The following is a 25,240-nucleotide window of genomic DNA, read 5'->3' on the forward strand; positions in this document are numbered from 1 at the left end:
CGCGTGATCGGACGGGTTGGACCGTCAGGCGGGTTCCTTGGCGAAGCCCAGCGCCTTCAGCGCCTCGCGGATCTCGTCCAGGATTGCGGGATCGTCGATTGTCGCGGGCATCTTGAACGTCTCGCTGTCGGCGATCTTGACCATCGTCGCGCGCAGGATCTTGCCCGAGCGGGTCTTGGGCAGGCGGTCGACCACGCAGGCCAGCTTGAACGCCGCGACCGGGCCGATCTGCTGGCGCACCAGCTTGACGCATTCCGAGACGATCTCGTCATGCGGGCGGTTCACCCCCGAGGACAGGCAGAGAAAGCCCAGCGGCAGCTGGCCCTTCAGCTCGTCCGCGACGCCGATCACCGCGCATTCCGCGACATCGGGGTGCGAGGCCAGCACCTCTTCCATCGCGCCGGTGGACAGGCGGTGGCCCGCCACGTTGATGACGTCGTCGGTGCGCGCCATGATGTAGAGGTATCCGTCCTCGTCGATCATGCCGGCATCTCCCGTCTCGTAGTAGCCGGGGAAGTGCTCCAGGTAACTCTTGCGGAACCGGCCTTCGGCGTTCCACAGCGTCGGCAGCGTGCCCGGGGGCAGCGGCAGCTTGACCGCGATGGCGCCCAGTTCGCCCGGCTTCATCGGATGGCCCGCCTCGTCGAGGATCTTCACGTCATAACCCGGCATCGGCACCGAGGGGCTGCCCAGCTTGATCGGCAGTTCCTCGATCCCCAGCGGGTTCGCGGCGATGGCCCAGCCGGTTTCGGTCTGCCACCAATGGTCGATCACCGGAACCTTCAACTGGTCCTGTGCCCACTTGATCGTGTCGGGGTCGGCGCGCTCGCCGGCCAGGTAGACCGCGCGTAGGCCGGACAGGTCGGATTTCTTCAAGAACTCGCCCTTGGGGTCCTCGCGTTTCACCGCGCGGAAGGCGGTCGGCGCGGTGAAGAAGGACTTTACCTTGTGTTCCGAGATCACCCGCCAGAACGTGCCCGCATCGGGGGTGCCTACGGGCTTGCCCTCGAAGACGATGGTGGTGTTGCCGTGGATCAGCGGGCCGTAGCAGATGTAGGAATGGCCCACGACCCAGCCGACGTCGGATGCCGCCCAGAAGACCTCTCCCGGTTCGACATTGTAGATGTTCTTCATCGACCAGTTCAGCGCCACGAGGTGCCCGGCGGTGTGCCGCACGACGCCCTTGGGCTGGCCGGTGGTGCCGGAGGTGTAGAGGATGTAGGCCGGGTGGTTGCCCTCGACGGGCACGCATTCGGCGGGCTCGACCCCATACTGGAACCCGTGCCAGTTGTAGTCGCGCCCCTCGATCAGCTTGGCGACTTCCTGCTCGCGCTGGAAGATCACGGTAAACTCGGGTTTGTGCGTCGCCTGCTCGATGGCGCCGTCGAGCAGCGGCTTGTAATGCACCACGCGGCCCGGCTCCATCCCGCAGGAGGCGGCGATGATCGCCTTGGGTTTCGCATCGTCGATGCGGACGGCCAGTTCATGCGCCGCGAAACCGCCGAAGACCACCGAGTGCACTGCGCCAAGACGGGCGCAGGCCAGCATCGCCTCCAGCGCCTCGGGGATCATCGGCATGTAGATGATGACGCGGTCGCCCTTCTCGATGCCCTTGGCCCGCAGCGCGCCGGCAAGGTTGGCGACACGGTTGCGCAACTCGACATAGGAGATCTCGCGCTTGGTATGGGTGACCGGGCTGTCGTAGATGATCGCGGTCTGCTCGCCCCGGCCGTTTTCCACGTGCCGGTCTACGGCGTTCCAGCAGGTGTTCACCTTGGCGTCGGCGAACCATTCATACAGGTGGTCGCCACGGTCGAACAAAGCCTGCTTCGGGGCCTCGACCCAATCGATGCCCTTGGCCTGCTCCATCCAGAAGGTTTCGGGATCGGCCTTCCAGCCCGCGTATACGTCTTTATAGCCCATGCGTCGTCCTCCTCCGAGCGATTGCATCCGGGATACGGCTGCGGGGGCGCATCGGGCAAGCGGGTTGCGCAAACAGGCGACGGCATGCCGCAGAATCTTTGCAGAAAGCCGGAAAAAACTTTGCAAACTCCGCGAGAGTTTGCGGATCATGCGCGAAGTCGGCACCGGTTTGCCAAGCTGCAAAGTCCGCCTGCAAAATCCACAGCCTCCCCGAGTCGCCAAAAGGCTTCCGGTCAGGGGCCGACCCGCTGCCAGATGTGTTGCATGGGCATGGCTTTCGCGCTGTGCACCGGCATCAAACAATATACATGCCCGCGCAGGTTTCTGCGTGGACAGTTCTCAACATGGGTATCCGCAATGCGGACCACGCGGCCTTTCCGCGCGCCGGATAATCTGACGTGGATTTATCAACCCTATGGCTTTGGCTTTGCATTGCCGTAAATTCCATGGACGGGGACGCACGATGAATGTGGTCTTTTCAATCCGGAGGGTTTGGAAATCTCGCTGTCGGATCCTGAAATTATGGCCCAGATCATCGGGGCGTTAGCCGTCGTGGCCTCTCTGATCTTTGTCGGACTGGAAATCAGGCACAGCACGATCACATCGGGAGCCGCGACGCTCCAGGCGAGCGCTGCCTATTGGCAGGATTTCTTCGCGATGGCGGGCGGCCCCCTTATGGCAAGAGCTATGCCAAGGGGGCAGCGGGACGGGAAGATCTGACCGGCGAAGAATTTGGCCAGTTCTTCTTCTTGTGCCGGGCGATCTTCATGGGATGTGAGAACCAGCACTACCCATACCGCCAGCGAATGATCGATGCGGACGCCTACAGGGGCTACGCCGCCACCATCCGGGAACAGATCGCATCCCAGCCCGGCGTCCGCGCCATGTGGTCTGTCGTGCGTCACACTTGTGGCGCCGGGTTTCAGGCTTTTCTCGACCAACAGATTGCCGGGTTTCCGGTTCTGGAAGCCTGTTCCATGCGAGAGAAATGGGCTTCTGAAGTCACCGCGCAGAAAACCGACCAACCGTGACGACTCTGGACATGATCGGCTGATCGATCAGCCATGAAACCACTGTGGGCTCGAAATGGCCCTTGCCCGGCGGCTGGTTTCGAAGGCAGTGACGCGCGACCGGCAACACATCTCGTAAGGGGCTTGGGTCGGGGACCGACTCCTCGCAGATTGACCATCCCGTGGTATGATGGGGCACTGACCCGGAGCAACGATCCTTCGTCTTGCCGCTCAACCCGGGCTTCACGACATCTGGCCTCCGGTAGAAAGACTAACTCGTCGCGCTCTGCACAAGCGCGGGTCGAGGGCTCTCAGCGTGGCGGCCGTACCATTGTCGTGACGGGTGGGTGTCCGCCGACGTCGATCACATGGTCGCGGGTGAAACCGAAGCGCTCGTAGAACGGAATGTTTTCGGGCTTGGTCGACTCCAGATAGGCGAGCGTTCCATCCCGGTCGCAGATGTCGAGCCCGTATGCCATGAGCGCCGCGCCAATCCCTTGGCCCCGGGCGACCGGGTCGACGCCCATGAGGGGCAGGAACCAATGCGGTTCTTTCGGATGCGCACGATCGAATTCCGCGTAGACTTCGAACAGTTCCGGCTTGGCGTCGTCGGCGACGCTGCGCGCCAGCAGATCGTCCAGCGCGGATTCGTCAGGATGCGCGTCGGGAGGAACCCAAAGCGTCGCACCAGCATTGTCCAGCAGATGCGTCCCGCCTTGGTGAAGGCCCGGCGTTCCATAGATACGAACGTAGTCGGGGAAGTGCCTCAGATACTGTCCCAGATCCGGATAGAGATAACGGCAGACGGGATCGTCCACGAAGGCAACCGTCAGCAAGCTCACGACCTGGTCAAATTGGTCCACGCGTGCCGGATGAATGTCCATCTTGTCTTCCCGGTTCCGAAAGCAATTCCGCAGCTCTGTCGATAGCGCCGACCTCACGGCAAGGGTCGCACGGTCAGGGTGCTGGCGAAAAGCCCTTTTTCGGCGCGTTTCCCGAATTACCGTCCTGCGCTTCTGCGAAGCGGCGGTATTGTCTGTGTCATGCTGTCCGAGTCCCGCCCCACGAAGGGCAAGGGGCCAGGATCAAGGGTGCCTCGCCCGGTCGGTCATTGGCCGGTCAGCCGTAATGCGTGACCGGCGTGCCGGCGATCGCCGCCATGTTCAGCAGCCCGCGCGCGGTGATGGCAGGGGTCACGATATGGGCGCGGTTTCCCATGCCCATCAGGATCGGCCCAACCTCCAGCCCGCCGGCCTTCATCTTGAGGATGTTGCGCGTGGCCGAGGCGGCGTCGGCATGGCCAAAGATCAGCACGTTGGCCGAGCCTTTCATCCGGTTGCCGGGGAACAGGCGCTCGCGCAGGTCCGGGTCCAGCGCGGCGTCCACGTTCATCTCGCCTTCATAGCAGAAATCCCGTTCGGTCGAATCCAGCAGCGCGATGGCATCCCGCAGGCGCTGGCCGGAGCCCTCGGACTGGTTGCCGAACTGCGATTGCGAACAGAAGGCGATGTTGGGTTGCAGGCCGAAGCGGCGCACGTGGCGGGCGGCGCCGATGGCCGTTTGCGCCAGCTCGGCAGGCGTGGGCAGGCTGCGCACATGGGTGTCGGCGATGAACAGCGGCCCGTCCTCGAGGATCATCATGGACAGCGCGCCGTGCGGGTGCAGAGTCTCGGTGCCCAGGACCTGCGTGACGTAGTTCAGATGCCAGCGGAATTCGCCGAACGTACCGCAGATCAGGCTTTCCGCCTCGCCGCGATGCACCATCACCGCGCCGATGGCCGTGGAGTTGGTGCGCATGATCGCGCGGGCCAGGTCGGGCGTCACGCCGCGCCGGGCCATCAGGTGGTGATAGGTTTCCCAATAGTCGCGATAGCGGGGGTCGTTTTCCGGGTTCACGATCTCGAAATCGCGCACTGGCCGCACCGTCAGGCCGTAGCGTTCGCAGCGCGCCTCGATCACCTCGGGGCGGCCGATCAGGATCGGCTTTTCGGTGGTCTCCTCGAGAATCGCCTGCGCCGCGCGCAGCACGCGCTCGTCCTCGCCCTCGGCAAAGACGATGCGGCGGCTGGCGGTGGCGGCGGCCTCGAAGACCGGGCGCATCAGCAGCGCGGACTTGTAGACGCTGGCATCCAGCTTGCGCTTGTAGGCGGCCAGGTCATCCAGCGGGCGCATCGCCACGCCACTCTCCATCGCGGCCTTGGCCACGGCGGTCGAGACGACGCCAGACAGGCGCGGGTCGAAAGGTTTCGGGATCAGGTAGTCGACGCCGAAGGTCAGCTGCTCGCCGCGATAGGCAGCGGCGGCCTCGGCGCTGGTGGTGGCGCGGGCGAGGGCGGCGATCCCCTCGACACAGGCGATTTCCATCTCGTCGTTGATCGTGGTCGCGCCCACATCCAGCGCGCCCCGGAAGATGAAAGGGAAACACAGGACGTTGTTGACCTGGTTTGGATAGTCGCTGCGCCCGGTGGCGATGATCGCGTCGGGCGAGACGGCGCGCGCCTCGTCCGGCATGATTTCCGGCGTCGGGTTGGCCAGCGCAAAGATGATCGGCCGCGCCGCCATCTTCTGCACCATGGCCGGCGTCAGCACCCTTGGGCCCGACAGGCCCAGGAACAGGTCCGCCCCGTCCATCACGTCATCCAGAGTGCGCAGGTCAGAGGGCTGGGCAAAGGCCGCCTTCTGCGGGTTCATGTCCTCGGCGCGGCCCTCGTAGACCAGCCCGTGGATGTCGCACAGCCAGATGTTCTCGCGCTTGACGCCCAGCTTGACCAGCATGTTGAGGCAGGCGATGCCCGCCGCGCCGCCGCCCGTCGAGACCACCTTGATGTCGCCCCAGTCCTTGCCCGCGACATGCAGCGCGTTCATCGCCGCCGCGCCCACCACGATCGCCGTGCCGTGCTGGTCGTCGTGGAAGACGGGGATGTTCATTCGCTCCCGGCACAGCTTTTCGACGATGAAACAGTCCGGCGCCTTGATGTCCTCGAGGTTGATCGCGCCGAATGTAGGCTCCAGCGCGCAGACGATGTCGGCCAGCTTTTCCGGGTCGGCCTCGTTCACCTCGATGTCGAAGCAGTCGATATTGGCGAATTTCTTGAACAGGACGGCCTTGCCCTCCATCACCGGCTTGGATGCCAGCGCGCCGATGTTGCCCAGCCCCAGCACCGCGGTGCCGTTGGAGACCACCGCCACCAGGTTGCCCTTGGCGGTGTAGCGGGCGGCGTTCGCGGGGTCGGCCTTGATCTCGAGGCAGGCTTCGGCGACGCCGGGACTGTAGGCACGGCTGAGGTCGCGGCCGTTTGCCAGCGGCTTGGTCGCCCGGATCTCGAGTTTCCCGGGCTTGGGATATTCGTGGTAGAACAGGGCTGCCTGGCGAAGCGTCTCGTTGGTTGAATCGGACATGGGCGGGCTCCTCCCCTGAGATGGTTTAGTGTTAAACTAACCGTGGGGCAGGCGTCAGCCCCGGGGGCGGCTTAGCAGCTTGCAGGGAAATTTGAAAATACCAATTTGGCCGGGCCGGGCGCATGACGGCCATGCGCCCGGCGGCAGGGATCAGTCCGCGATCTCCTCGAGGGCGGCGATCCGGCGCGCTGCCTGACGCTCGGACAGGCTGCCGTCGAACGGTTCGCCAAGCCGCTCGGAAAGGGCGCGCAGGTGCTCTGCCTGAGCCTCGGTCATCCGGGCCTGCGGGTCGAAGGTCCGGCCCCGTGCGGGACCGTTGATGTCATACGCGGTTTTCATGTCAGTTCTCCTTTGGGATGAAAAACGCTGTGGACAGGTCCCGGGTTCCGCTTGCAATCGGGATGCCACCCTTCCAGATTGAAGGCCCGGAGAAAGAGGGAGCCGCCATGTCACTCAGGGATGCCGCCCGCGCGGTCCGCGAGAACGCCTATGTTCCCTACTCGCATTACAAGGTGGGGGCGGCGCTGCGCACGCCTTCGGGCAATGTCTATGTCGGCTGCAACGTCGAGAACGTGGCCTATCCCGAGGGCACCTGCGCCGAGGCCGGGGCCATCGCCGCGATGGTGGCCGCCGGCGAGACCGAGATCGCCGAGGCCTATGTCATCGCCGATGCCGAACACCCGGTGCCGCCCTGCGGCGGATGCCGGCAGAAACTGGCGGAATTCGCCCGCCGCGACGTGGTGGTGACGCTGGCCACTGTGGACGGGGCCGAACAGCCCGTGACCGTGGCCGAGTTGCTGCCCGGCGCCTTCTCGAAATCCCACATGGAGCGCGTGTGATGGACGCACGCAGCGTCATCGCCTGCCTGCGCAAGGGCGAGGAACCCTCGCCAGAGGCGCTGGCGTGGTTCGCGCGCGGCCTTGCCGACGGCACCGTCAGCGATGCGCAGGCGGGGGCGTTCGCCATGGGCGTCTGCCTGCGCGGATTGTCCGAGGAGGGGCGCGTGGCGCTGACGCTGGCGATGCGCGACTCGGGACATGTCATGGGCTGGGACCTGCCCGGGCCGGTGGTCGACAAGCATTCGACCGGCGGGGTGGGGGATTGCACCAGCCTCGTTCTGGCCCCGGCGCTGGCCGCCTGTGGCGTCTACGTGCCGATGATCTCGGGGCGCGGGCTTGGCCACACCGGCGGCACCCTCGACAAGCTCGATGCCATTCCCGGCTATGCCACGGCGGCCGACGAACGCCTGTTCCGCAAGGTGGTGGCGGATGCCGGCTGCGCCATCGTCGGGGCCAGCGCCCAGGTCGCGCCCGCAGACAAGCGGCTTTATGCGGTGCGCGACGTCAGCGCCACGGTTGAAAGCCTCGACCTGATCTGCGCCTCGATCCTCTCCAAGAAACTGGCGGCGGGTCTTCAGGCGCTGGTGCTGGACGTCAAGGTGGGCTCGGGCGCCTTCATGAAGACACCCGAAGATGCCCGCGCCCTGAGCCGCGCGATGGTGGACACGGCAAACGCGGCCGGGTGCAGGACCTCGGTCCTGATGACGGCGATGGACCAGCCGCTGGCCTCCAACCTGGGCAACACGCTCGAGGTCGATTCCGCCATGCGCGTGCTGACCGGCCTCGACACCGGGCCGCTGCACGAGTTGTCCGTGGCGCTGGGCGCCGAGGTGCTGGCCAATGCCGGGATCAAGGATGGCGAAAAGGCGCTGCGCGAGGCGATCTCGTCTGGCGCGGCGGCAGAGCGGTTCGGCAAGATGGTCTTTGGCCTGGGCGGCCCGCGCGACTTCGTCGAGCACTGGCGCCGCTTCCTGCCCGAGGCACCGGTCATCCGCGAGGTGCCTGCGCCGCGCGCCGGCATCGTGGGCCGGATCGACGGCGAGGCGCTGGGCCTTGCCGTGGTGCGTCTGGGTGGCGGGCGGCAGGTGGAAACCGACCGCATCGACCCGATGGTGGGTCTGTCCGAGGTGGTGCGGCTGGGCGACCGGCTGGACAAGGGCGCGCCGCTGGTGCGCATCCACGCGGCCCGCGTCGCGCAGGCCGACGAGGCCGAGCGCGCCGTCCTGGCCGCCATCGCCATCGGCGAGACCGAGGCGCATCCCGCACCGCTGGTGCTGGAAAGGATCGGCTGATGCGCGCCTTCCTGGTGGTGATGGATTCGGTGGGCATCGGCGGTGCCCCGGATGCTGGGGCGTTCTTCAACGCCGGCCGCCCGGACACCGGCGCGAACACGCTGGGTCATATCGCGATGGCCTGCGCCGAGGGTCGGGCCGAGGACAGGCGCAGCGGGCCGCTGGCCGTGCCGAACCTGGACCGGCTAGGCCTGTTCCACGCGCTTCACCTCGCAAGCGGCCTTGCCCCGTCTGGCCATGAGCCGGCCGCCACAACCGGGCGCTGGGGCGCGGCGACGGAGATCTCGCCGGGCAAGGACACGCCCTCGGGACACTGGGAACTGGCGGGGCTGCCCGTGCCCTGGGACTGGACCTATTTCCCCGACACCGTGCCCGCCTTTCCTGACGATCTGGTGGCGAAAGTCTGCGAAATCGCGGGGGTGGACGGCATCCTTGGCAATTGCCACGGCTCCGGAACGGTCATGATCGAGCAGTTCGGCGAAGAGCACCTGAAGACGGGTCGCCCAATCTGCTACACCTCTGCTGACAGCGTATTCCAGATCGCCGCCCACGAAGAGGCGTTCGGCCTCGATCGGTTGCTGACCCTGTGCCAGACGCTGGCGCCGCACCTGCACACGATGCGCGTGGGCCGGGTGATCGCGCGGCCCTTCGTGGGCCAGCCGGGCGGGTTCACCCGCACGACCAACCGGCACGACTACGCGATCAGGCCGCCCGCGCCGGTGCTGACCAACTGGGTGCAGGATGCCGGACGGCGCGTCTATGCGGTGGGCAAGATCGGCGACATCTTTTCGATGACCGGCATCGACGAGGTGCGCAAGGGCGACGATGCAACGCTGATGAGGCACCTTGCCGACCTGGTCGACACGGCTGAGGACGGCAGCCTGATCTTCGCCAATTTCGTCGAGTTCGACAGTCTTTACGGCCATCGCCGCAACATCGCGGGCTATGCGCGGCACCTCGAATGGTTCGATGCCGAACTGGGTCGCCTGCTGGCGCGCCTGCGCGCGGGCGACATGCTGCTGTTGACCGCCGATCATGGCAACGATCCAAGCTGGAGCGGCACCGACCACACGCGAGAACGCGTGCCGGTGCTGGTGGCGGGCCTCGGTGCCGGCTGCCTGGGGCTGGTGGCATTCACTGACGTGGCGGCGAGCATCGCCGCGCATCTGGGGGTGCCGGCGCAGGGGCCGGGACACTCCTTTCTGTAAGGGAAGCCGATGGACGAGGAACGACGCGAGCGGATCGCCGCGCTGGACGAAGAGCGGCTGGAGCAGATCGCAGCGCTGCCCAAGACCGAACTGCACCTGCATTTCGAGGGCGCCGCGCCGCCCGGCTTCATCCGCGGCCTGGCCAAGGAAAAGCATGTCGACCTGTCGGGCATCTTCAATCGCGACGGCTCCTACGCCTATCGGGATTTTGTGCATTTCCTGTCGGTCTATGAGGCCGCGACATCGGTCCTGAAAACGCCCGACGACTATGCGCGGCTGACCACCGCTGTCCTCGAGGAATGCGCGAAGAACGGTGTGATCTATGCCGAAACCTTCCTGTCGCCGGATTTCTGTGGCGGCGGTGACGTTCCCGCGTGGCGCGAATACCTGCATGCCATCCGCGAGGCTGCGGACGCGGCAGAGCGCGACATGGGGATTACCCTGCGCGGCGTCGTCACCTGCATCCGCCATTTTGGCCCGGACAAGGCGAAACGCGCCGCGCTGTGTGCCGCCGAGACGGCGGGCGACTGGCTTTGCGGTTTCGGCATGGCGGGGGACGAGAACAGGGGCGAGCAAAAGGATTTCGCATACAGTTTCGACATGGCGCGCGAGGCCGGGCTGGGCCTGACCAGCCATGCTTGCGAATGGCGCGGCGCCTCCGAGGCGCGCAACGCGATCCGCGACCTGGGCGTGTCCCGCATTGGCCATGGCGTGCGCGCCATCGCCGATCCCGCCACGGTCGAGATGATCGCCGAGGAGGGCATCACGCTGGAGGTCTGCCCCGGATCGAACGTCTTTCTTGGCGTCTTCCCGTCTCTGAAGGATCACCCGATCGAGCGGCTGCGCAAGGCGGGTGTCAAGGTCACGGTCAGCACAGACGACCCGCCCTTCTTCCACACGACGATGCGCAAGGAATACACCGACTTGGCCAAGACCTTCGGCTGGGACGAGGCGGATTTCCTTGAAATCAACCGCAATGCGATGCATGCGGCCTTCTGCGACGACGCCACGCGCGACGCCATCCTCAAACGCCTGGAGCCCGAGACATGACCGACACGCTCACCGTGGTGAACCACCCGCTCGTGCAGCACAAGTTGACCCACATGCGCCGCAAGGAAACGCCCACCGGCGATTTCCGCCGCCTGCTGCGCGAGATCAGCCTGCTCCTGGCGTACGAGGTCACGCGCGACCTGCCCGTGACGACCGAGCGGATCGAGACACCGATGGGCCCGATGGACGCCCCCGTCCTGGAGGGCAAGAAACTGGTGCTGGTGTCCATCCTGCGGGCGGGCAACGGGTTGCTGGATGGGATACTCGAACTGGTTCCTTCCGCGCGGGTGGGCTTCATCGGGCTGTACCGGGACGAAAAGACGCTGCAACCGGTGCAGTATTACTGCAAGCTGCCCTCCGATCTCGAGGATCGCGTGGTGATCGTCGTCGACCCGATGCTGGCGACGGGCAACAGCTCGGCCGCGGCGGTGGACCTGGTGAAAAAGGCGGGCGCCAAGGACATCCGATTTCTCTGCCTGCTGGCCGCGCCCGAGGGCGTCGCCCACATGGCTGAGGCGCATCCCGACGTGCCTGTGGTCACGGCCTCGCTGGATGACCACCTGAACGAGCATGGATACATCGTCCCGGGTCTAGGGGATGCGGGCGACCGGATGTTCGGCACAAAATAAGCGAAATCCCGGGGATCGCCTCGCTTTACACGCGAAAGTTCCTCGGGCATGCTGACCCTGCATCTGTGGGGGCAGACATGGCTTTGAAAACACGCGCGTTTGCCGCGCTTTACGTGACAGCGTTGATATCCGCAACCCAGCCAGCTTCGGCGCAGGGTTTTTCCGAGGTCCCGGCGAATTTCCCGCCCGCCTCGTACACCGGGTTGCAATTCGTCGACAACAACGGCTGCATCTTTGTCCGAGCCGGGTTTGATGGTAACGTGACCTGGGTGCCGCGGGTCAACCGTAGCCGCCAGCCGATCTGCGGGCAGACGCCGACCTTCGGGGCGGCCGCCGCGGCCGCTCCGGCGCCAGCGCCCACCCGGCCGGCGCAGGCCACTGCGCCCCAGCAGATCACGATCGCGCCAGAGGCCACCACAGCGCCGCGCCCCACCGCGACTGCGCAGGCCGCGCCCGCCCGGATCGAAGCCGCACCGCGCGTCATGCGCGCGCCTGCCTCGAAACCCGCAGCGGCCCCGCCGCCTCGGATCGTCGCCGAGGTTCCGGCGATCGCCCCCGTGGCGTCGCCTGGCCCGGCCTTTGCGCTGCATCCCTGCGCCAATGGCGGCACGGCGACCACGCGCACCTGGCGCAACCGCACGCTCGAGGTGCGCTGCCACCCGCAGGACACGCCCCATGCCACCATCGTCAAACGTGTTGTGATCGTCGGGAAGGAGGGGCTTGCGCCCGAGACCCGGATCATGCCGCGCCACGTCTATGAACAGCTGAATGTCGTCGAACCCTCGGTGCCCGAGGGCTATCGCCCGGCCTGGGACGACGACCGGCTGAACCCGCATCGCGCCCTGCAGACGGTCGAGGGCTATTACGCGACCCAGCACGTCTGGACCAACACGGTCCCGCGCGAAAGCGTCGTGACAGCCAGGCGCCACACCATCAAGGACCCGGTGACCGTTGGCCGCGTCACGGCGCATTCCGGCGGCACGACGGTCTCGACCCAGGGCGCCGCCCCGCGAGAGGCGGTCGTCTCGACCCGGTCGACCCCGAAGGCCGCAACGCGCTACGTGCTGGTCGGCGCCTTCACCACCGAGGCCAAGGCCCGGGCCGCCGCGCAACGGCTCCGCTCTGCGGGCTTGCCGGTGCGCTTTGCCAAGGGACGCGGCATGACGATGGTCCTGGTCGGGCCCTATGGCGATGCGGCGGCGGCGGAAGGCGGTCTGCGGGCGACGCATGCAACGGGTTACGTGCAGGCCACCCTGCGCTGACCGCACATCCATCGGCGACGGGGGCCGTCCCGGCGGGGCGGCCCGTTTCGAGTCAGGCGCCGCAGATGCCCTGCAACCGGACCCAGTCGGAATCCGTCAGCACCGGGCGGCTGCCCTCGGCGGCGCGCGGGTCTGCCTCGATCAGGGGCAGGGTGCTTTCGCCGGTGATGTCGCGCGCATAGGCATAGGGCGTGCTGCGCAACTCGGCCGCGGCGAAGGCGCGCAACAGGGTGTCGTGCGGCAGCTCAGTCTGCGGCAGGGTCAGCAGGCGCTCGGCATAGGCCTCGAGAGTGGCATCGGGCAGCGAACCCGTGGTCAGCAGCACGAGGCTGGCGCGCAGCCCGGCGAAATCCAGCAGTTCCGCCAGTGGATCGCGCTCTGCCGCGCGCAGCGCCTCGGCGACGATATAGCCCGCCACCACGTCGGGATCCTCGTGATCCTCGATGATCGCGCGGTCGAGCAGGATGAAGCGACCGGGCAGGTGCGCGCTCTGCCCGTCCCAGTCGCGCAGAACGACCAGCCGCCCCGCCGCATCCGGCCCCAGCAGGCGCCGCGCCAGTCGGTCCAGTGGCGCGCGGGCCTGCGGGTTGATGCAGGGCGCCCCGGTGACGCGTTGCAGGTGGCCGATCAGGGTCTGGCCGATCTCGGTCCGCTTGACCGCCGGCACCACCTTGACCGTGTAGCGCTCCAGCGCCTCCGGCAGCCAGAACACCGCCGCCCCGGCGAAGGCCGCCACGGCCAGCGCCGTCAGCGTCATGCGCAGCTTGCCGGGCCGGGGGCGGCGCCGGTCGATGGCGCGCAGCAGCCGGTCGATGCCCTCGATCATCTCGCGCTCGTTCTCGGCCAGCTCCAGGGTCTGGCCGGGGTCGGTGTCGGGATGGAAAATCGCGGGCACTTTCGGCCCAGTGGCGCGGCGCACCGCGCCCAGCGACCAGTGTGCCAGGATTTCGCCCTTGATGTCGCTGATCGTCAGCGTCGCATCGCCGAGCGAGACCACGACATCGCGGCGCTGCGCGTCGGGCGCGGCCCGCCACAGCCCCGATGCCTCGAGCCGGTCGAATTGGGTGAGTGCTGTCATCCGGGCTGCTCTGCCTCTGTCCGGGGGCACGGTATCATGCACGTTCCGGGCCGACAATCGCGCAGGCCTGTCCCCCTGTGCGGCGTCGCGCGCCAGCAGGCTGCACCAAGGTTTGCGCGTCAGGAAGGGAGATGGAGGCGGGTACCGGAATCGAACCGGTCTACACGGATTTGCAATCCGCTGCGTAACCTCTCCGCCAACCCGCCAGAGTGACGGCGTGATAAGGGCAACCGGTTGCGGCGTCAAGCGTCGATCCGGCAAGCCCGGGTGCCCGTGCCGCCCGGCGCGGCAGACCGACGCCCTGCGGGGAATTCCCGGTGCGGGACATTGCTCCCTCGAGAGGAATATGGCACACTCTGCCGAACAATTCTGAACGGACGAGTTTAGTATATGACTGACTTCGCCACGCGCCGCCGGATGATGGTGGATACGCAGGTCCGCCCCTCTGACGTCACCGAGTTCCCGATCATCGATGCGATGCTGACGGTGCCACGCGAGGCCTTCGTGCCCCGCGACCGGATCGAGGCGGCCTATGTCTCGGACAATGTGCCTTTGGGTGGTGGGCGCGTGCTGCTCGAGCCACGCAGCTTTGCCAAGATGCTGGACGCGCTGGACCTGTCCAACAACGACCTCGTCCTGCATGTCGGCGCGGGCCTGGGCTATGGCCCGGCCGTCATAGCCCGCATCGCCGAGGCCGTCGTCGCGCTGGAGGACGATGCCGAGAGGGTGGAAGAGGCGCAGGCCATCCTGACCGAACAGGGGTCGGACAACGTGATCCTGCACGAGGGCGCGCTTGCCGACGGGGTGGCCGAGCACGGCCCCTATGACGCGATCCTTGTCGAGGGCGGGGTCGAACAGGTTCCCGCCGGGTTGGTCGCGCAGCTCAAGGATGGCGGCCGCATCGCCTGCATCTTTATGGACAATGCGCTTGGCACGGTTAGGATCGGGCACAAGCTGGACGGTCGGATGAGCTGGCGTTTCGCGTTCAACGCGGGGGCGCCGGTCCTTCCCGGCTTCGAGAAGGCAAGGGAATTCGCGCTCTAGAACGGCGCGAGGAAAAACAGGGTCACGAGCAGAGAGGACCGGGCAGTGTTCAGCAGGATCAAGCGAGTGGGCGCCGTGCTGGGCGCCGTAACAATGTTGGCGGCTTTGCCCGCCAAGGCGGAAACGCTGGCCTCGGCGCTGGAAGGCGCCTACCAGACCAGCGGCCTTCTTGAACAGAACCGGGCGGTGCTGCGCGCCGCCGACGAGGATGTCGCCGGCGCCGTCGCGGCCCTGCGCCCCGTCCTAAGCTGGAGCGGTGACGTCACCCGCCAGTTCGGAACCTCTGGCGGGTCCAACAGCTTTGGCGTCTACAGCGTCCGGCAGTCGGCCACGACGACCGCCACGATCTCGCTGATCGCCAGCCTGACCGTGTTCGACGGCGGCAACCGCAAGCTGCGTCTCGACGCCGCGAAAGAGGCCGTACTGGCCACGCGCGCCGGGCTCGTCGCGGTCGAGCAGCAGATCCTCTTCCGTGCGGTCGAGGCCTTCATGGAAGTCCGCCGCGCGATCGAGACGGTGGCGCTGCGCGAGAACAACGTGCGCGTCATCCAGCAGGAACTGCGCGCCGCGCAGGATCGGTTCGAGGTGGGCGAAGTGACCCGCACCGATGTCGCCCTGGCCGAGGCCCGTCTGGCCGCCGCCCGCAGTGCGCTGTCCGGGGCGCAGGGCTCGCTGCTGATCGCGGTCGAGGAATACCGCGCCGCCGTCGGCCGCAAGCCCGGCCAGCTGGTCGCGCCCTCCAGGTTGCCGGCCATCCCGGCCAGCGTCGACGCCGCCAAGGGCGAGGCGCTGCGGCTGCATCCGACGATGGGACAGGCCCAGCGCCTGGTCACTGCGCGCGAACTGGGCATTCTGATCGCCGAGGCGCAGATGAGCCCGACGGTCACGCTGCGCGGCCAGTATGGCAACACCCAGAACTTCGGCGAGCGTGACTTCTCGCGGGGCGGGTCGCTGTCGCTGAACGCCGAGGGGCCGATCTATTCCGGCGGTGCCCGCCTCGCCGCCGTCCGCAAGGCGATGGCCGAGCGCGACCAGGCCCGCGCCAACCTGCATGTTACCCGCTTCCAGGTGGAACAGGACGTGGGCAATGCCTATGCGCGGCTCGAAGTGGCGCGCGCCAGCCGGGACGCGTTCGAATCGCAGGTCCGAGCCGCCACCGTCGCCTTCCGCGGCGTGCGCGAAGAGGCCAAGCTTGGCGCACGCACCACGCTGGACGTGCTGGATGCCGAACAGGAACTGCTGGATGCGCGTGCCAGCCTCGTTTCCTCTCAGGTGGACGAGACCATCGCGGCCTATGCCGTGCTTGCCTCGCTCGGCCGTCTGACCTCGGAACAGTTGGGGTTGAACGTGCCGCGTTACGATCCGGCCGAGTATTACAACCTGGTCAAGACCGCCCCGACCAAGCTGAGCCGCGAGGGCGAGCAATTGGACCGCGTCCTGCGCGCCCTGGGAAAACAATAGGATTGTCGCGGTCTGTTGTGGGATGAGTCCTGCTCGGCTACACTCTCGAACGAGGTGAGAGTGGAACAAGAACAATGTCAGATCCCGTGACCTATTCGGATATCGAGGATGTGCTGTCGTCCATTCGGCGACTGGTATCCGAGGATTCCCGGCCCAAGTCAGGCAAGCCTGCGCAAACTGAAAAGCTGGTGCTGACACCAGCGCTGCGAATCGGAAACGGTTCGCGGGATCGGAAGGATGCGGAGCCCGAAGCTACGGACAAGACCAGTGCCAGTGCCGACGATGCGGCCAATGTCGGTTCTCGGGATGCTACCCAGATCTTGGTCGGCGAAGCTCACCGTCTGCTGGCCGAGCATGTCGACGACCTTTGCGACACGCTGGTCTTCAGCAAGCGTGAGGGTCCGCAGCAGGCTGAGAGCAAACCGCTCAAGGAGGATGTTCGTCATCGGGAGTTCGATCCGTCCGAGGAAGACGACACAGACTCGGCCGAGCGGAACGGCGAAGACACTCTCGAGCGCAAGATCGCTGCGCTGGAGCGGCTGGTATCCGAGACCGATGACCGCGCCGAGTGGGACGCAGAACCAGAGCCGGCCAACCGTCGTGCCCTGTTCCAGCATAGCCCGCCGCCGGCGCTTGCCTGGCAGACCGCGACTTCCCGGACCGAGCATGCCGAGAAATCGGACAAGGCTGCGGTCGCGGCCCGCCCGCCGGGTGACGGCGGTGCGCGGCCACCGTCGATTGCACGCGAGGTGACCGAGGACAAAGGACAGGCGCATCTCGGTGGCCCGGAATCGCCGCAGCCTGTCGTGGCCACAGAAAAGCGCGATACGATGGACACCGGGCCGGCCACAGCCCCGGAACAGCGCGCAACGCCGACAAGCCGTCGGGACGACGCCGCGACGACGATTGCCCCCCCGGCGCATGACCGGAAAAAGGATGACAGCGCCATAGACCTTCTGGCGGAGGACGGGCTCCTGTCCATCGACGAAGAGGCGTTGCGCGAGATGGTGGCCGATATCGTACGCCAGGAATTGCAGGGCGCGCTGGGCGAGCGGATCACCCGTAACGTGCGCAAGCTGGTTCGCCGCGAGATCCACCGCGTCCTGGTCAGCAAGGATTTCGACTAGGCGCGCGCGGCCCTTTCGGAAGGCCCAAACAAAACGAAACGCGCCCCGAGGGGCGCGTTTCGCTGTGCACGGGGCAGACGTGTCAGGCGGCTTCGGCACGCTCCGCCGCAAGCGCGGCATTGCGGCGCTCGGATTCCTCGCGCGACAGCGCGACCGAAGTGCGCACACCCTTGGCAACGAATTCCATCAGGCCCTTGACCACGCGCTCGTTCGGGTCGATCCCGGCGCAGGTCAGAACCTCGCGCCCGTCGCGCGACCGTGCCCAGCGGGCGATCTGCTCGGGGCCGTTGCCGTATTTCTTGTCGTCGGCGATCGCATCGTCCAGGGCAGCCAGCACCACCGCCGCAAAAAGCTTGCGGGCGCGGTTGCCTTGCTCGGCATTGAAGGCGGTGCCGTCAACGAAATCTTTCATGGTTCGACCTTTGTTTTTTGGCTCTTGTGTTTTTTGGCGTAGCGCGGCTTATGACCTATTCGCGGCGATTCGGATACCCCGCTTCTGCATAGCTCCTATGCAATTTACGCAAATCTCTCTGCATCGCGGCGCGAGATGTCGTTGGCTTGCCAGCCCACCAGACGCCAGATATAGGGGGCGAGGATAATTCATCAACCTTTTGTCAAGGTTTTGACACATGCCCAAGATCAACGGGAACGAAATCCGTCCCGGCAACGTTCTCGAACATGATGGCCACCTCTGGGCGGCGGTCAAGGTCGACCACGTCAAGCCCGGCAAGGGCGGCGCCTTTGCCCAGGTCGAGATGCGAAACCTGCGCACCGGCTCGAAGCTGAACGAACGCTTTCGCAGCGTCGACAAGGTCGAAATGGTCAAACTGGAAATGAAGGACATGCAGTTCCTCTACGAGGAGTCCGGCCAGCTGATCTTCATGGATACCGTGACCTATGAGCAGGTCCAGCTGCCCGCAGATATCCTGGGCGAGCGTCGCCCCTTCCTCCAGGACGGCATGACCATCCACGTCGAATTCCACGAGGACGAAGCGTTGAACGCGTCCCTGCCGGCCAAGGTGACCTGCACCGTCGAGGACACGCAGCCGGTGGTGCGGGGCCAGACCGCGGCCAACAGCTTCAAGCCAGCGGTGCTCGACAATGGCCTGCGCATCTCGGTGCCGCCCTTCATCGCGCCTGGCGAGGCGATCATCGTGAACACCGAGACGATGGAGTATTCGGAACGCGCATAACCCGCGCGGCCGTGTCCACCCCCGTGCAACCGCCGGGGGTGCCATACCCAGATCAGCCTCCCGGCCCCAGGGCCAGGAGGCTTTTTTTCATGATTACCGAGGCAACCCAGACCGACATCCCGGCGCTGGCGGACATGCTGCGCGACCTCAACGCCTGTCATCTACCCCACGCGCCGCACCGGCTGCATGGCGACGGCGACCCCGCCGCGCTTGAAGGCTTCTTCAACGAGGCGATGGAGCGGGGGGCGCGGGTGCTGGTCTACCGCACCGAGGGCGTGGCGCGCGGCTACCTCATGTGGCTGGTGCAGGACCGCCCCGGGGATGCCGTCACCCGGCCGCTGCGGCGCGCGTTGCTCGACCACGTCTGGGTCGAGCCGGTCTGGCGCCGGCGCGGCCTTGCGGCTCGGCTGATCGCCCGGTTCGAGCAGGACAGCCGTGCGGCGGGCTGCACCGGCTGGATTGCGCATGTCTTTGCGGTCAACGCGGGCTCGCAGGCGCTGATGCGCGGGCAGGGCGCGGGATGCGTGACGGAAACCTTCGAGAAACGCTATCGCCGATAGGCGCGGGCCAGGCGTTCGGGGTCGGCGCCGGACAGGTAGCGCGTCAGCGTCCACAAGTTGCGCGCCCCGCGCCGCAGCCAGCCCTGCCGCCGGTATTTCGCGGCCGAGGTGATGGCTGTGGCCTCCAGCCTGCGCAACCGCCCGCGCAGCGCCCGCGCCAGCGCCACGTCCTCCATCAGGGGGATGTCGGCAAAGCCGCCTGCCGCGTCATAGGTCGCCCGGTCGATCAGCAGTCCCTGGTCGCCATAGGGCAGGCCGAACAGGCGCGCGCGCAGGTTGGCCCAGCCCGCCACCACGCTTGGCGCCAGCCCCCCGGCGTCGAAGCGCAGGCGAAAATACCACGCGCCCTGCCGCGACAGGGCCGCAAGCGCGGCCTCGCTCCACCCCTCGGCCAGCACGGTGTCGGCATGAAGCACCAGCAGCCACGCGCCCTGCGCCGCCTGCGCGCCGCGCCGCAACTGTCCCCCGCGCGAGGGCACGCCGGTGACGATCTCGGCCCCCGCTGCCTCGGCCAAAGCCCGCGTCCCGTCGGTCGATCCGCCGTCGCTGACGATGACCTCGCGGATCAGCCCGGCTGCCAGCCCCTCGCCCAGAGAGGCAAGGCACAGCGGCAGGCTGGCCTCTGCCTGAAGCGTCGGAATGACGACGGAGATTGGCGCGCGCATCGCGTCCCTGTTCGCTTGGATCGGTCGCCCCTATATGGCAGCTAGGGGCAAAAGGGGAGAGCCATGTCACCGACCGACCGAACGGTTTTTCAGATCACCGGCCCGGATGCCCGGCATTTCCTGCAGGGCCTCGTCACGAACGACGTCAACCGGCTGGACCGGGGCATGGTCTATGCCGCGATCCTGACGCCGCAGGGCAAGTACCTGGCGGACTTCTTCCTCGTCCCGCAGGGCGAGGCGATCCTGCTGGACGTGGCCAGCGACCTTGCACCGGGTCTGATGCAGCGGCTGGGATTATACAAGCTGCGCTCGAAGGTCGAGATATCGCAGACCGACCGCGTGGTGACGCGCGGCCTCGGCACGCCGCCCGAGGGCGCCTTTGCCGACCCGCGCCACCCGTCGCTGGGATGGCGCGGCTATGACGGCCAGCCGGGCGAGGCCGCGGACTGGGACGCGCTGCGCGTCGCGGCCTGCGTGCCCGAAACCGGGGTCGAACTGACGCAAGACACCTTCATCCTCGAGGCGGGGTTCGAACGCCTGAACGGCGTCGATTTCCGCAAGGGCTGTTATGTCGGGCAGGAAGTGACCGCCCGGATGAAACACAAGACCGAGCTGCGCAAGGGCTTCGTCACCGTGTCGGTCGAGGGCGCGGCGCCCATCGGCACCGAGATACTGACGGCGGACGGAAAGCCTGCCGGCACGCTCTATACTCAGGCGGGGGGGCAGGGCATCGCCTATCTGCGTTTCGACCGCGCCGAGGGTCCGATGCAGGCCGAGGGCGCACACGTGGCCCTGGGGTCCTGACCCGGCCCGCATTGCCGGATCAGGCCGGGGTGCGGGTCTCCATCATCTGCCGCGCGATGGCATCCGGCGCGACACCGGCCTTGTAGGCCTTGAACAGCGCCACGTGCCGGTATTCGTGGCGGATCCACTCCTCGAAGGCGATGGCCCCGTGGGCCAGCCGCGCCTCGTAGACGTCGAGGACGTAATCCTGCACGCCGGTCTTCGTGAACTTCAGGTGCAGGAATTTCAGGCCCAGCTGCTTGCGCGCCTCCTGCACCGGCACGTCGTCGAACACCATCTGGTACATGGCCGCGACAAAGCCGGCGCGGTCGGCGCCCGACTTGCAGTGGAACATCATCGGCCGTTCGGCGTCGCGCAGCGCCTCGAGCACCTCGAGGATGGCGTCGCGAGGGGCGGCATGCCGCGCCCAGAGCTTGGCATCGACCAGGGTCAGGCCCAGCGCCTCGACGCTTTCCTTCTCGAACTTGTAATGGGCGTGCTTGTCGGGCCCGCGCAGGTTGATCACCGTGCGGATTCCCATCGCCTTGTAGCGCTCGAAACGCGCATGGGTGGGCTGGTTCGAGCGCCAGACGCCAGGCGCCACCGGCCAGAAATTGGTCCACAGGATGCGCAGGAAGGCGTGGTCGAACAGGTGATAATGCACCTTCGCCCAGAACCGCCCCGAAGGCGTCTCGACATCCTTTCCCCAGCTGCGGCGGAAGCGCCGTTCGGCGTTTTCCATGCGGGTCCAGAGTTTTCCGAGCATGCGCGTCCCTTTTTCGCAGACCCGCGCCACATAGGCGCTGGCGCGTCCATGCGCAAGCGCGCGGGCGATTGACGCTGCGCGTGCGAAGGCTAGTGTGACGCGCGCCGCATCAGTCAGGAGCCCGCCGCATGACCCTCTCAAACGGTCGCCCGTATCTCGCCATTCCCGGCCCCTCGGTCATGCCCGAGCGCGTCTTGCAGGAAATGCATCGCGCCGCGCCGAACATCTACGAGGGCGCCCTGGTCGAGATGGTGGCCGGGATCGTGCCCGACCTGCGCTATGTCGCCCGGACCGAGGGGCACGTGGCCATGTATATCTGCAACGGCCATGGCGCGTGGGAGGCGGCATTGGCCAATACCGTCGCGCCGGGCGAGACGGTGCTGGTGCCGGCCTGTGGGCGCTTCGGGTTCGGCTGGGCAGACATGGCGGCGGGCATGGGGATCGAGACGCAGGTCATCGACCACGGCCGCCGCACCCCCATCGACCCCGAGCGCGTGCGCGCCGCGCTGCTGGCTGACAGCGGGCAGAAGATCAAGGCGATCCTCGCCGTGCACGTGGACACGTCCAGTTCCGTGCGATCCGACGTCGCGGCGCTGCGGGCCGTGCTGGACGAAACCGGGCATCCGGCGCTGCTGATGGCCGATTGCATCGCCTCGCTGGGTTGCGACCGTTTCGAGATGGATGCCTGGGGCGTCGACGTGATAATCACCGGCTCGCAGAAGGGGCTGATGGTGCCGCCCGGCATGGGCTTTGTTTTCTTCAACGACCGGGCCGATGCAGCGCGCCAGCGCCTGCCGCTGGTCTCGCGCTACTGGGACTGGAGCCCGCGCGCCCACCCCGAGATGTTCTACCAGTATTTCGGTGGCACGGCGCCCACGCATCACCTGTTTGGCCTGCGCGCGGCGCTGGACATGATCCGGGCCGAGGGGATCGAGGCGGTCTGGGCGCGTCACGCGGCGCTGGCCCGCACCGTCTGGGCCGCCGTCGAACATTGGGGACAGGACGGGCCGCTGCGCCTCAACATCGAGGATCCGGCCCATCGCAGCCACGCGGTCTCGACCCTGCGGGTCGGTGCGCCGCTGGGGGCGCGCCTGCGGGAATGGACGGATCGCAAGGCGGGCGTGACGCTGGGCATCGGCCTTGGGATGTCGGAACCCGAGGATCCGAAGGGCGAGGGCTATTTCCGCTTCGGCCATATGGGCCATGTGAACGGTCACATGATCCTCGGCCTTCTTGGCGTGGTCGAGGCGGGGCTTTGCGCGCTGGAGATCCCGCACCGGGCGGGTGGGGCATCCGCCGCGGCGGCGCGCCTGGCGGAACTGGCCTGAGCGACACTCAGACCGGGTCGGGATCGTCCGGCGACAGGTTGCAGCCCTGCGCGTCGGGCTTTCCGAACCGGTCCATGGCGGCCTCGCGCCGTGCGCGCACCGCCTCCAGCCGGGCTATCATGTGGTTGATTACGGCGCCCGCGACCAGCACGGCACCGATGCCGAGCCATGACCACAGGATGCCGAACATCCACAGCAGGTTGACGAAGATCAGGATGAGATTCGCGGTCGTGTAGTCCTCGACCCGCTGAGGATGACGGTTCTCCATCGCGTGCTCCCGCATTCGGTACGCAGACATTCAAAATAGCGCTTCAAGCGCCCCCGTGGGTCACTTTTGCGGCAACCGCTCAAGATTCGGTTAATGTCGGCTGATTTCAGCCGCGCGCGGCGGCCAGCGCCTTGGGTAGCGCCTCGGCCAGCACGGCGAGGTCCTCGGCCCGGCCGGCGCTGATGCGGATGCAGCGGTCCTGCGGCGCGACAAAGGGCATCCTGACAAAGACGCCCTCTTCGGCCAGCGCCGCCAGCACGCGGCGCGCGAACGCGCCGTCCCGCCCGCAATCCACCGCGACGAAATTCGTGGCCGAGGGCAGGGGCGTCAGCCCGTTCGCCTCGGCGATGCGGCCGATCCCGGCCTTGGCCTCGGCCACCAGCTGCTGGACCTCTTCCAGCCAGTCCTGGTCCTGCAACGCGGCCAGCGCCCCGGCATAGGCCACCCGGTTCATCGAGAAATGGTTGCGAATCTTGTCGAAGGCCTTGATGAAGCGCGCATTGCCAAAGGCATAGCCCACCCGCGCCCCGGCCATGCCGTAGCCCTTGGAAAAGGTGCGGAACCGGATCACGCGGTCATCCTCGATGTCGATCTCGGGGATGGCACCATGTGGCGCGAACTCGACATAGGCCTCGTCCAGCGCCAGCACGCAGCCCTCGGGCAGGTGGGCCAGCGCCTTCTCGATGGCGTGGCCCGAGTGCCACGATCCCATCGGGTTGTCGGGATTGGCCAGGTAGACCAGCTTGGCGTCCACCTCAGCCGCCTTGGCGAACAGCGCCCCGAGATCCTCGGCATCGTCACGATAGGGCACCTTGTGGAGCACGCCACCATAGCCCGCGACATGGTAGTTGAACGTGGGATAGGCCCCGTCCGAGGTCACCACCGCATCCCCCGGCGCCACCAGCAGCCGCACGGTATAGCCCAGCAGCCCGTCGATCCCTTCGCCCAGGACGATGTTCTGCGGCCCGCAGCCAAGGCTGACGGCCAGCGCATCCTTCAGCTCGGCATGGCTGGGATCGGCATATTTCCAGATCTCGGCCGCCTCGTCCTGCATCGCCGCCACGGCAAAGGGCGAGGGGCCAAAGACCGACTCGTTCGCCCCCAGCCGCGCCCGGAACTTTTTGCCGCGCGCGCGCTCCTGCACCTCGGGCCCGACGAAGGGCACGGTTTCGGGCAGGGATTCGATCAGGGCGGGATATCTGGGTCCGGTCATGGAGCGAGTTATGCCAGACCGGGCGAGGCGTTCAAGGGCCGTGCGCAGGCTTCTTCTGGCCGAAAATATCCCGGGGGAGTCCCCGCAGGCGACGGGGGCAGAGCCCGCCGCGCGCTTACCGCAGGAACCGCCGCCTGGCATCGCGCGCGATCTCGTAGCGTGTCTGCAAGTCCGCGATCTTCGACATCAGGCGCTTCTTGTCCTCTGCGCCGGTGGCCGCCTGCCACTCGGTCCGCGCCGCGTCCAGCGCGACCTTCAGCGCGATTTCCTGGGGCAGCGCGCCGGCCTCGGCCATGATGCGGAATCCCACCGCGTCGCCCGGATCGATCAGCGCATCGCCGGGACGATAGGGCAGCGGCTTGCCCTCGCCCTCGAGGCCGCGCAGCTTGCCTTCGGCCTCGGCCTTCCTGATCTGTGCTTCGGTCAAACGGGTCCAGTTCGGCATGCGCCGATCCTACCTTATCGCGCCAGAACCGGCGCAGTCCCGATCGTCGCAGGGTCCTGCAGCGCACGGATCACGTAATCCGCCACGTCCGCCCGGCTGATCATGCCCATGCGCCAGTCCTTCGGCTCTACCATGACGCGGTAATCGCCCGAGGCGCGGTTGTTGGTCAGGATCGTCGGGCGCACCAGTGTCCAGTCGAGGCGCGAGGCGCGGATGATCTCCTCCTGCCGCGTCTTGTCGCGGTAGGGTTTCGAAAAGATGATCCGGTGTCCGCACCGTTCCGGCCCGGACAGCGCGGCGCGGCTGTCACCCGCGCCGATCCCGGTGACGGCGATCAGCCGCCTTGGCCCGTTTTTCTCCATCAGGGGCACCAGCGCGGCGGTGGCGGTCGAGAACAGCGTCACGTCCTGCCACAACATCGCGACGCTTTCGCGGATGCCCAGGGTCATCACCACCGCATCGACCCCGTCGATGGCCTGCCGCAGCACGGCCGCGTCCGTCGCGTCGCCCGCGAGGGTCTCCAGCCTGTCTCGGGGTTCGATCCGCTCGACGTGGCGCGCCAGCGCCCGCACCGAATGGCCTGCCTCCAGCGCCGCATCCACCACCGCGCGTCCGATCCCGCGCGATGCGCCGATCACCAGTATCCTCATCGCCTACCCCCTTTGCCCGTTCCCGCCGATGGCGAAAGACACCCATA

At 67.0% G+C, this 25,240-nt stretch carries 26 protein-coding genes and 1 tRNA gene; 14 read left to right on the forward strand and 13 right to left on the reverse strand.

All coding sequences use genetic code 11. The features are described from left to right. Window positions 1-24: 24 nt before the first annotated feature. On the reverse strand, window positions 25-1,923 hold the full coding sequence (gene prpE, locus KB874_RS13410) for a propionate-CoA ligase PrpE (RefSeq protein ID WP_212537055.1): 1,899 nt from the start codon (window positions 1,921-1,923) through the stop codon (window positions 25-27). Between the two features lie 638 nt (window positions 1,924-2,561). On the opposite strand from prpE, the gene KB874_RS13415 reads away from it, so the two are divergent. After that, on the forward strand, window positions 2,562-2,954 hold the full coding sequence (locus KB874_RS13415) for a hypothetical protein (RefSeq protein ID WP_212537056.1): 393 nt from the start codon (window positions 2,562-2,564) through the stop codon (window positions 2,952-2,954). 290 nt (window positions 2,955-3,244) lie between these two features. Here the strand turns inward: KB874_RS13415 and KB874_RS13420 are convergent, their stop codons facing one another. The 3 genes from KB874_RS13420 to KB874_RS13430 form a co-directional block, all read right to left on the reverse strand. Continuing rightward, complete coding sequence (locus KB874_RS13420) at window positions 3,245-3,817, reverse strand: GNAT family N-acetyltransferase (RefSeq protein ID WP_212537057.1); 573 nt, start codon at window positions 3,815-3,817, stop codon at window positions 3,245-3,247. A 235-nt stretch (window positions 3,818-4,052) separates the two neighbouring features. Continuing rightward, window positions 4,053-6,332, reverse strand: coding sequence for an NADP-dependent malic enzyme (locus KB874_RS13425; protein WP_212537058.1), 2,280 nt, complete (start codon window positions 6,330-6,332; stop codon window positions 4,053-4,055). A 150-nt stretch (window positions 6,333-6,482) separates the two neighbouring features. Next, window positions 6,483-6,671, reverse strand: a complete 189-nt coding sequence (locus KB874_RS13430) for a DUF3072 domain-containing protein (protein ID WP_212537059.1) — start codon at window positions 6,669-6,671, stop codon at window positions 6,483-6,485. Window positions 6,672-6,778: 107 nt separating this feature from the next. Between KB874_RS13430 and KB874_RS13435 the strand changes: the two genes are divergently transcribed. From KB874_RS13435 to KB874_RS13460, 6 genes are all read left to right on the forward strand, one after another. Further along, window positions 6,779-7,171: a cytidine deaminase gene (locus tag KB874_RS13435; RefSeq protein ID WP_212537060.1), complete on the forward strand. Its 393-nt coding sequence runs from the start codon at window positions 6,779-6,781 to the stop codon at window positions 7,169-7,171. Then, window positions 7,171-8,463 carry a thymidine phosphorylase gene (locus tag KB874_RS13440; protein ID WP_212537061.1) on the forward strand — a complete coding sequence of 431 codons (1,293 nt, stop codon included), beginning with the start codon at window positions 7,171-7,173 and terminating at the stop codon, window positions 8,461-8,463. The genes KB874_RS13435 and KB874_RS13440 overlap by 1 nt, the downstream gene beginning before the upstream one ends. Then, entirely contained in the window at window positions 8,460-9,671 is a 1,212-nt protein-coding gene (locus KB874_RS13445; protein WP_212537319.1) for a phosphopentomutase, read from the forward strand. Before KB874_RS13440 ends, KB874_RS13445 begins: the two co-directional genes overlap by 4 nt. Before the next feature lie 9 nt (window positions 9,672-9,680). Beyond that, the gene (locus tag KB874_RS13450) at window positions 9,681-10,721 is read left to right on the forward strand and encodes an adenosine deaminase (RefSeq protein WP_212537062.1); all 1,041 of its coding nucleotides are present in this window, start codon (window positions 9,681-9,683) and stop codon (window positions 10,719-10,721) included. After that, entirely contained in the window at window positions 10,718-11,350 is a 633-nt protein-coding gene (upp, locus tag KB874_RS13455) for a uracil phosphoribosyltransferase (protein WP_212537063.1), read from the forward strand. The genes KB874_RS13450 and upp overlap by 4 nt, the downstream gene beginning before the upstream one ends. Before the next feature lie 77 nt (window positions 11,351-11,427). Further along, window positions 11,428-12,612, forward strand: coding sequence for an SPOR domain-containing protein (locus KB874_RS13460; protein WP_212537064.1), 1,185 nt, complete (start codon window positions 11,428-11,430; stop codon window positions 12,610-12,612). Between the two features lie 52 nt (window positions 12,613-12,664). On the opposite strand, the gene KB874_RS13465 is transcribed toward KB874_RS13460, so the two are convergent. Continuing rightward, window positions 12,665-13,690: a hypothetical protein gene (locus KB874_RS13465; protein ID WP_212537065.1), complete on the reverse strand. Its 1,026-nt coding sequence runs from the start codon at window positions 13,688-13,690 to the stop codon at window positions 12,665-12,667. A gap of 132 nt (window positions 13,691-13,822) precedes the next feature. Then, window positions 13,823-13,896: transfer RNA gene (locus KB874_RS13470), tRNA-Cys, on the reverse strand. 184 nt (window positions 13,897-14,080) lie between these two features. Between KB874_RS13470 and KB874_RS13475 the strand changes: the two genes are divergently transcribed. The 3 genes from KB874_RS13475 to KB874_RS13485 all read left to right on the forward strand — a co-directional run bounded on the left by KB874_RS13475 (window position 14,081) and on the right by KB874_RS13485 (window position 17,322). Next, complete coding sequence (locus KB874_RS13475) at window positions 14,081-14,734, forward strand: protein-L-isoaspartate O-methyltransferase family protein (protein ID WP_212537066.1); 654 nt, start codon at window positions 14,081-14,083, stop codon at window positions 14,732-14,734. A gap of 45 nt (window positions 14,735-14,779) precedes the next feature. Continuing rightward, window positions 14,780-16,195 (forward strand): TolC family outer membrane protein, encoded by a 1,416-nt coding sequence (locus tag KB874_RS13480; RefSeq protein WP_346346551.1) that lies wholly within the window; start codon window positions 14,780-14,782, stop codon window positions 16,193-16,195. An 86-nt stretch (window positions 16,196-16,281) separates the two neighbouring features. Further along, on the forward strand, window positions 16,282-17,322 hold the full coding sequence (locus tag KB874_RS13485) for a hypothetical protein (RefSeq protein ID WP_212537337.1): 1,041 nt from the start codon (window positions 16,282-16,284) through the stop codon (window positions 17,320-17,322). A gap of 82 nt (window positions 17,323-17,404) precedes the next feature. Here the strand turns inward: KB874_RS13485 and KB874_RS13490 are convergent, their stop codons facing one another. Continuing rightward, on the reverse strand, window positions 17,405-17,734 hold the full coding sequence (locus KB874_RS13490) for a DUF6280 family protein (protein ID WP_212537067.1): 330 nt from the start codon (window positions 17,732-17,734) through the stop codon (window positions 17,405-17,407). 217 nt (window positions 17,735-17,951) lie between these two features. On the opposite strand from KB874_RS13490, the gene efp reads away from it, so the two are divergent. Then, window positions 17,952-18,515, forward strand: coding sequence for an elongation factor P (efp, locus tag KB874_RS13495; RefSeq protein WP_212537068.1), 564 nt, complete (start codon window positions 17,952-17,954; stop codon window positions 18,513-18,515). 89 nt (window positions 18,516-18,604) lie between these two features. Continuing rightward, window positions 18,605-19,075: a GNAT family N-acetyltransferase gene (locus KB874_RS13500; protein ID WP_212537069.1), complete on the forward strand. Its 471-nt coding sequence runs from the start codon at window positions 18,605-18,607 to the stop codon at window positions 19,073-19,075. On the opposite strand, the gene KB874_RS13505 is transcribed toward KB874_RS13500, so the two are convergent. After that, window positions 19,063-19,740, reverse strand: a complete 678-nt coding sequence (locus tag KB874_RS13505; protein ID WP_212537070.1) for a TIGR04283 family arsenosugar biosynthesis glycosyltransferase — start codon at window positions 19,738-19,740, stop codon at window positions 19,063-19,065. The two genes, KB874_RS13500 and KB874_RS13505, sit on opposite strands and share 13 nt — an antisense overlap. Window positions 19,741-19,803: 63 nt before the next feature. Between KB874_RS13505 and ygfZ the strand changes: the two genes are divergently transcribed. After that, window positions 19,804-20,544, forward strand: coding sequence for a CAF17-like 4Fe-4S cluster assembly/insertion protein YgfZ (gene ygfZ / locus KB874_RS13510; RefSeq protein WP_212537071.1), 741 nt, complete (start codon window positions 19,804-19,806; stop codon window positions 20,542-20,544). Window positions 20,545-20,563: 19 nt separating this feature from the next. On the opposite strand, the gene KB874_RS13515 is transcribed toward ygfZ, so the two are convergent. Further along, window positions 20,564-21,289, reverse strand: coding sequence for a fused DSP-PTPase phosphatase/NAD kinase-like protein (locus tag KB874_RS13515; protein ID WP_212537072.1), 726 nt, complete (start codon window positions 21,287-21,289; stop codon window positions 20,564-20,566). Window positions 21,290-21,417: 128 nt separating this feature from the next. Here KB874_RS13515 and KB874_RS13520 point away from each other — a divergent pair, with 128 nt between their 5' ends. Further along, window positions 21,418-22,617 carry a pyridoxal-phosphate-dependent aminotransferase family protein gene (locus KB874_RS13520; protein ID WP_212537073.1) on the forward strand — a complete coding sequence of 400 codons (1,200 nt, stop codon included), beginning with the start codon at window positions 21,418-21,420 and terminating at the stop codon, window positions 22,615-22,617. Between the two features lie 7 nt (window positions 22,618-22,624). On the opposite strand, the gene KB874_RS13525 is transcribed toward KB874_RS13520, so the two are convergent. The 4 genes from KB874_RS13525 to KB874_RS13540 form a co-directional block, all read right to left on the reverse strand. Then, a complete protein-coding gene (locus KB874_RS13525; protein WP_212537074.1) occupies window positions 22,625-22,885 on the reverse strand; it encodes a histidinol phosphate aminotransferase in 261 nt (86 codons plus the stop codon). Between the two features lie 106 nt (window positions 22,886-22,991). Beyond that, window positions 22,992-24,098: a pyridoxal phosphate-dependent aminotransferase gene (locus KB874_RS13530; RefSeq protein ID WP_212537075.1), complete on the reverse strand. Its 1,107-nt coding sequence runs from the start codon at window positions 24,096-24,098 to the stop codon at window positions 22,992-22,994. A gap of 115 nt (window positions 24,099-24,213) precedes the next feature. Beyond that, window positions 24,214-24,543, reverse strand: coding sequence for a DnaJ family domain-containing protein (locus KB874_RS13535; RefSeq protein WP_212537076.1), 330 nt, complete (start codon window positions 24,541-24,543; stop codon window positions 24,214-24,216). Window positions 24,544-24,557: 14 nt separating this feature from the next. After that, window positions 24,558-25,193, reverse strand: coding sequence for an NAD(P)-dependent oxidoreductase (locus KB874_RS13540; RefSeq protein ID WP_212537077.1), 636 nt, complete (start codon window positions 25,191-25,193; stop codon window positions 24,558-24,560). Window positions 25,194-25,240: the final 47 nt, after the last annotated feature.

Origin of the sequence: Thetidibacter halocola (assembly GCF_018224955.1) — a bacterium.
Classification (GTDB): domain Bacteria; phylum Pseudomonadota; class Alphaproteobacteria; order Rhodobacterales; family Rhodobacteraceae; genus Thetidibacter; species Thetidibacter halocola.

Coding starts and splice junctions, on each gene's coding strand:
- prpE (WP_212537055.1), bottom strand. CDS start 1,923: ATGGGCTATAAAGACGTATACGCGGGCTGGAAGGCCGATCCCGAAACC.
- KB874_RS13420 (WP_212537057.1), bottom strand. CDS start 3,817: ATGGACATTCATCCGGCACGCGTGGACCAATTTGACCAGGTCGTGAGC.
- KB874_RS13425 (WP_212537058.1), bottom strand. CDS start 6,332: ATGTCCGATTCAACCAACGAGACGCTTCGCCAGGCAGCCCTGTTCTAC.
- KB874_RS13430 (WP_212537059.1), bottom strand. CDS start 6,671: ATGAAAACCGCGTATGACATCAACGGTCCCGCACGGGGCCGGACCTTC.
- KB874_RS13435 (WP_212537060.1), top strand. CDS start 6,779: ATGTCACTCAGGGATGCCGCCCGCGCGGTCCGCGAGAACGCCTATGTT.
- KB874_RS13440 (WP_212537061.1), top strand. CDS start 7,171: ATGGACGCACGCAGCGTCATCGCCTGCCTGCGCAAGGGCGAGGAACCC.
- KB874_RS13450 (WP_212537062.1), top strand. CDS start 9,681: ATGGACGAGGAACGACGCGAGCGGATCGCCGCGCTGGACGAAGAGCGG.
- upp (WP_212537063.1), top strand. CDS start 10,718: ATGACCGACACGCTCACCGTGGTGAACCACCCGCTCGTGCAGCACAAG.
- KB874_RS13460 (WP_212537064.1), top strand. CDS start 11,428: ATGGCTTTGAAAACACGCGCGTTTGCCGCGCTTTACGTGACAGCGTTG.
- KB874_RS13465 (WP_212537065.1), bottom strand. CDS start 13,690: ATGACAGCACTCACCCAATTCGACCGGCTCGAGGCATCGGGGCTGTGG.
- KB874_RS13475 (WP_212537066.1), top strand. CDS start 14,081: ATGACTGACTTCGCCACGCGCCGCCGGATGATGGTGGATACGCAGGTC.
- KB874_RS13490 (WP_212537067.1), bottom strand. CDS start 17,734: ATGAAAGATTTCGTTGACGGCACCGCCTTCAATGCCGAGCAAGGCAAC.
- efp (WP_212537068.1), top strand. CDS start 17,952: ATGCCCAAGATCAACGGGAACGAAATCCGTCCCGGCAACGTTCTCGAA.
- KB874_RS13500 (WP_212537069.1), top strand. CDS start 18,605: ATGATTACCGAGGCAACCCAGACCGACATCCCGGCGCTGGCGGACATG.
- KB874_RS13505 (WP_212537070.1), bottom strand. CDS start 19,740: ATGCGCGCGCCAATCTCCGTCGTCATTCCGACGCTTCAGGCAGAGGCC.
- ygfZ (WP_212537071.1), top strand. CDS start 19,804: ATGTCACCGACCGACCGAACGGTTTTTCAGATCACCGGCCCGGATGCC.
- KB874_RS13515 (WP_212537072.1), bottom strand. CDS start 21,289: ATGCTCGGAAAACTCTGGACCCGCATGGAAAACGCCGAACGGCGCTTC.
- KB874_RS13520 (WP_212537073.1), top strand. CDS start 21,418: ATGACCCTCTCAAACGGTCGCCCGTATCTCGCCATTCCCGGCCCCTCG.
- KB874_RS13525 (WP_212537074.1), bottom strand. CDS start 22,885: ATGGAGAACCGTCATCCTCAGCGGGTCGAGGACTACACGACCGCGAAT.
- KB874_RS13530 (WP_212537075.1), bottom strand. CDS start 24,098: ATGACCGGACCCAGATATCCCGCCCTGATCGAATCCCTGCCCGAAACC.
- KB874_RS13535 (WP_212537076.1), bottom strand. CDS start 24,543: ATGCCGAACTGGACCCGTTTGACCGAAGCACAGATCAGGAAGGCCGAG.
- KB874_RS13540 (WP_212537077.1), bottom strand. CDS start 25,193: ATGAGGATACTGGTGATCGGCGCATCGCGCGGGATCGGACGCGCGGTG.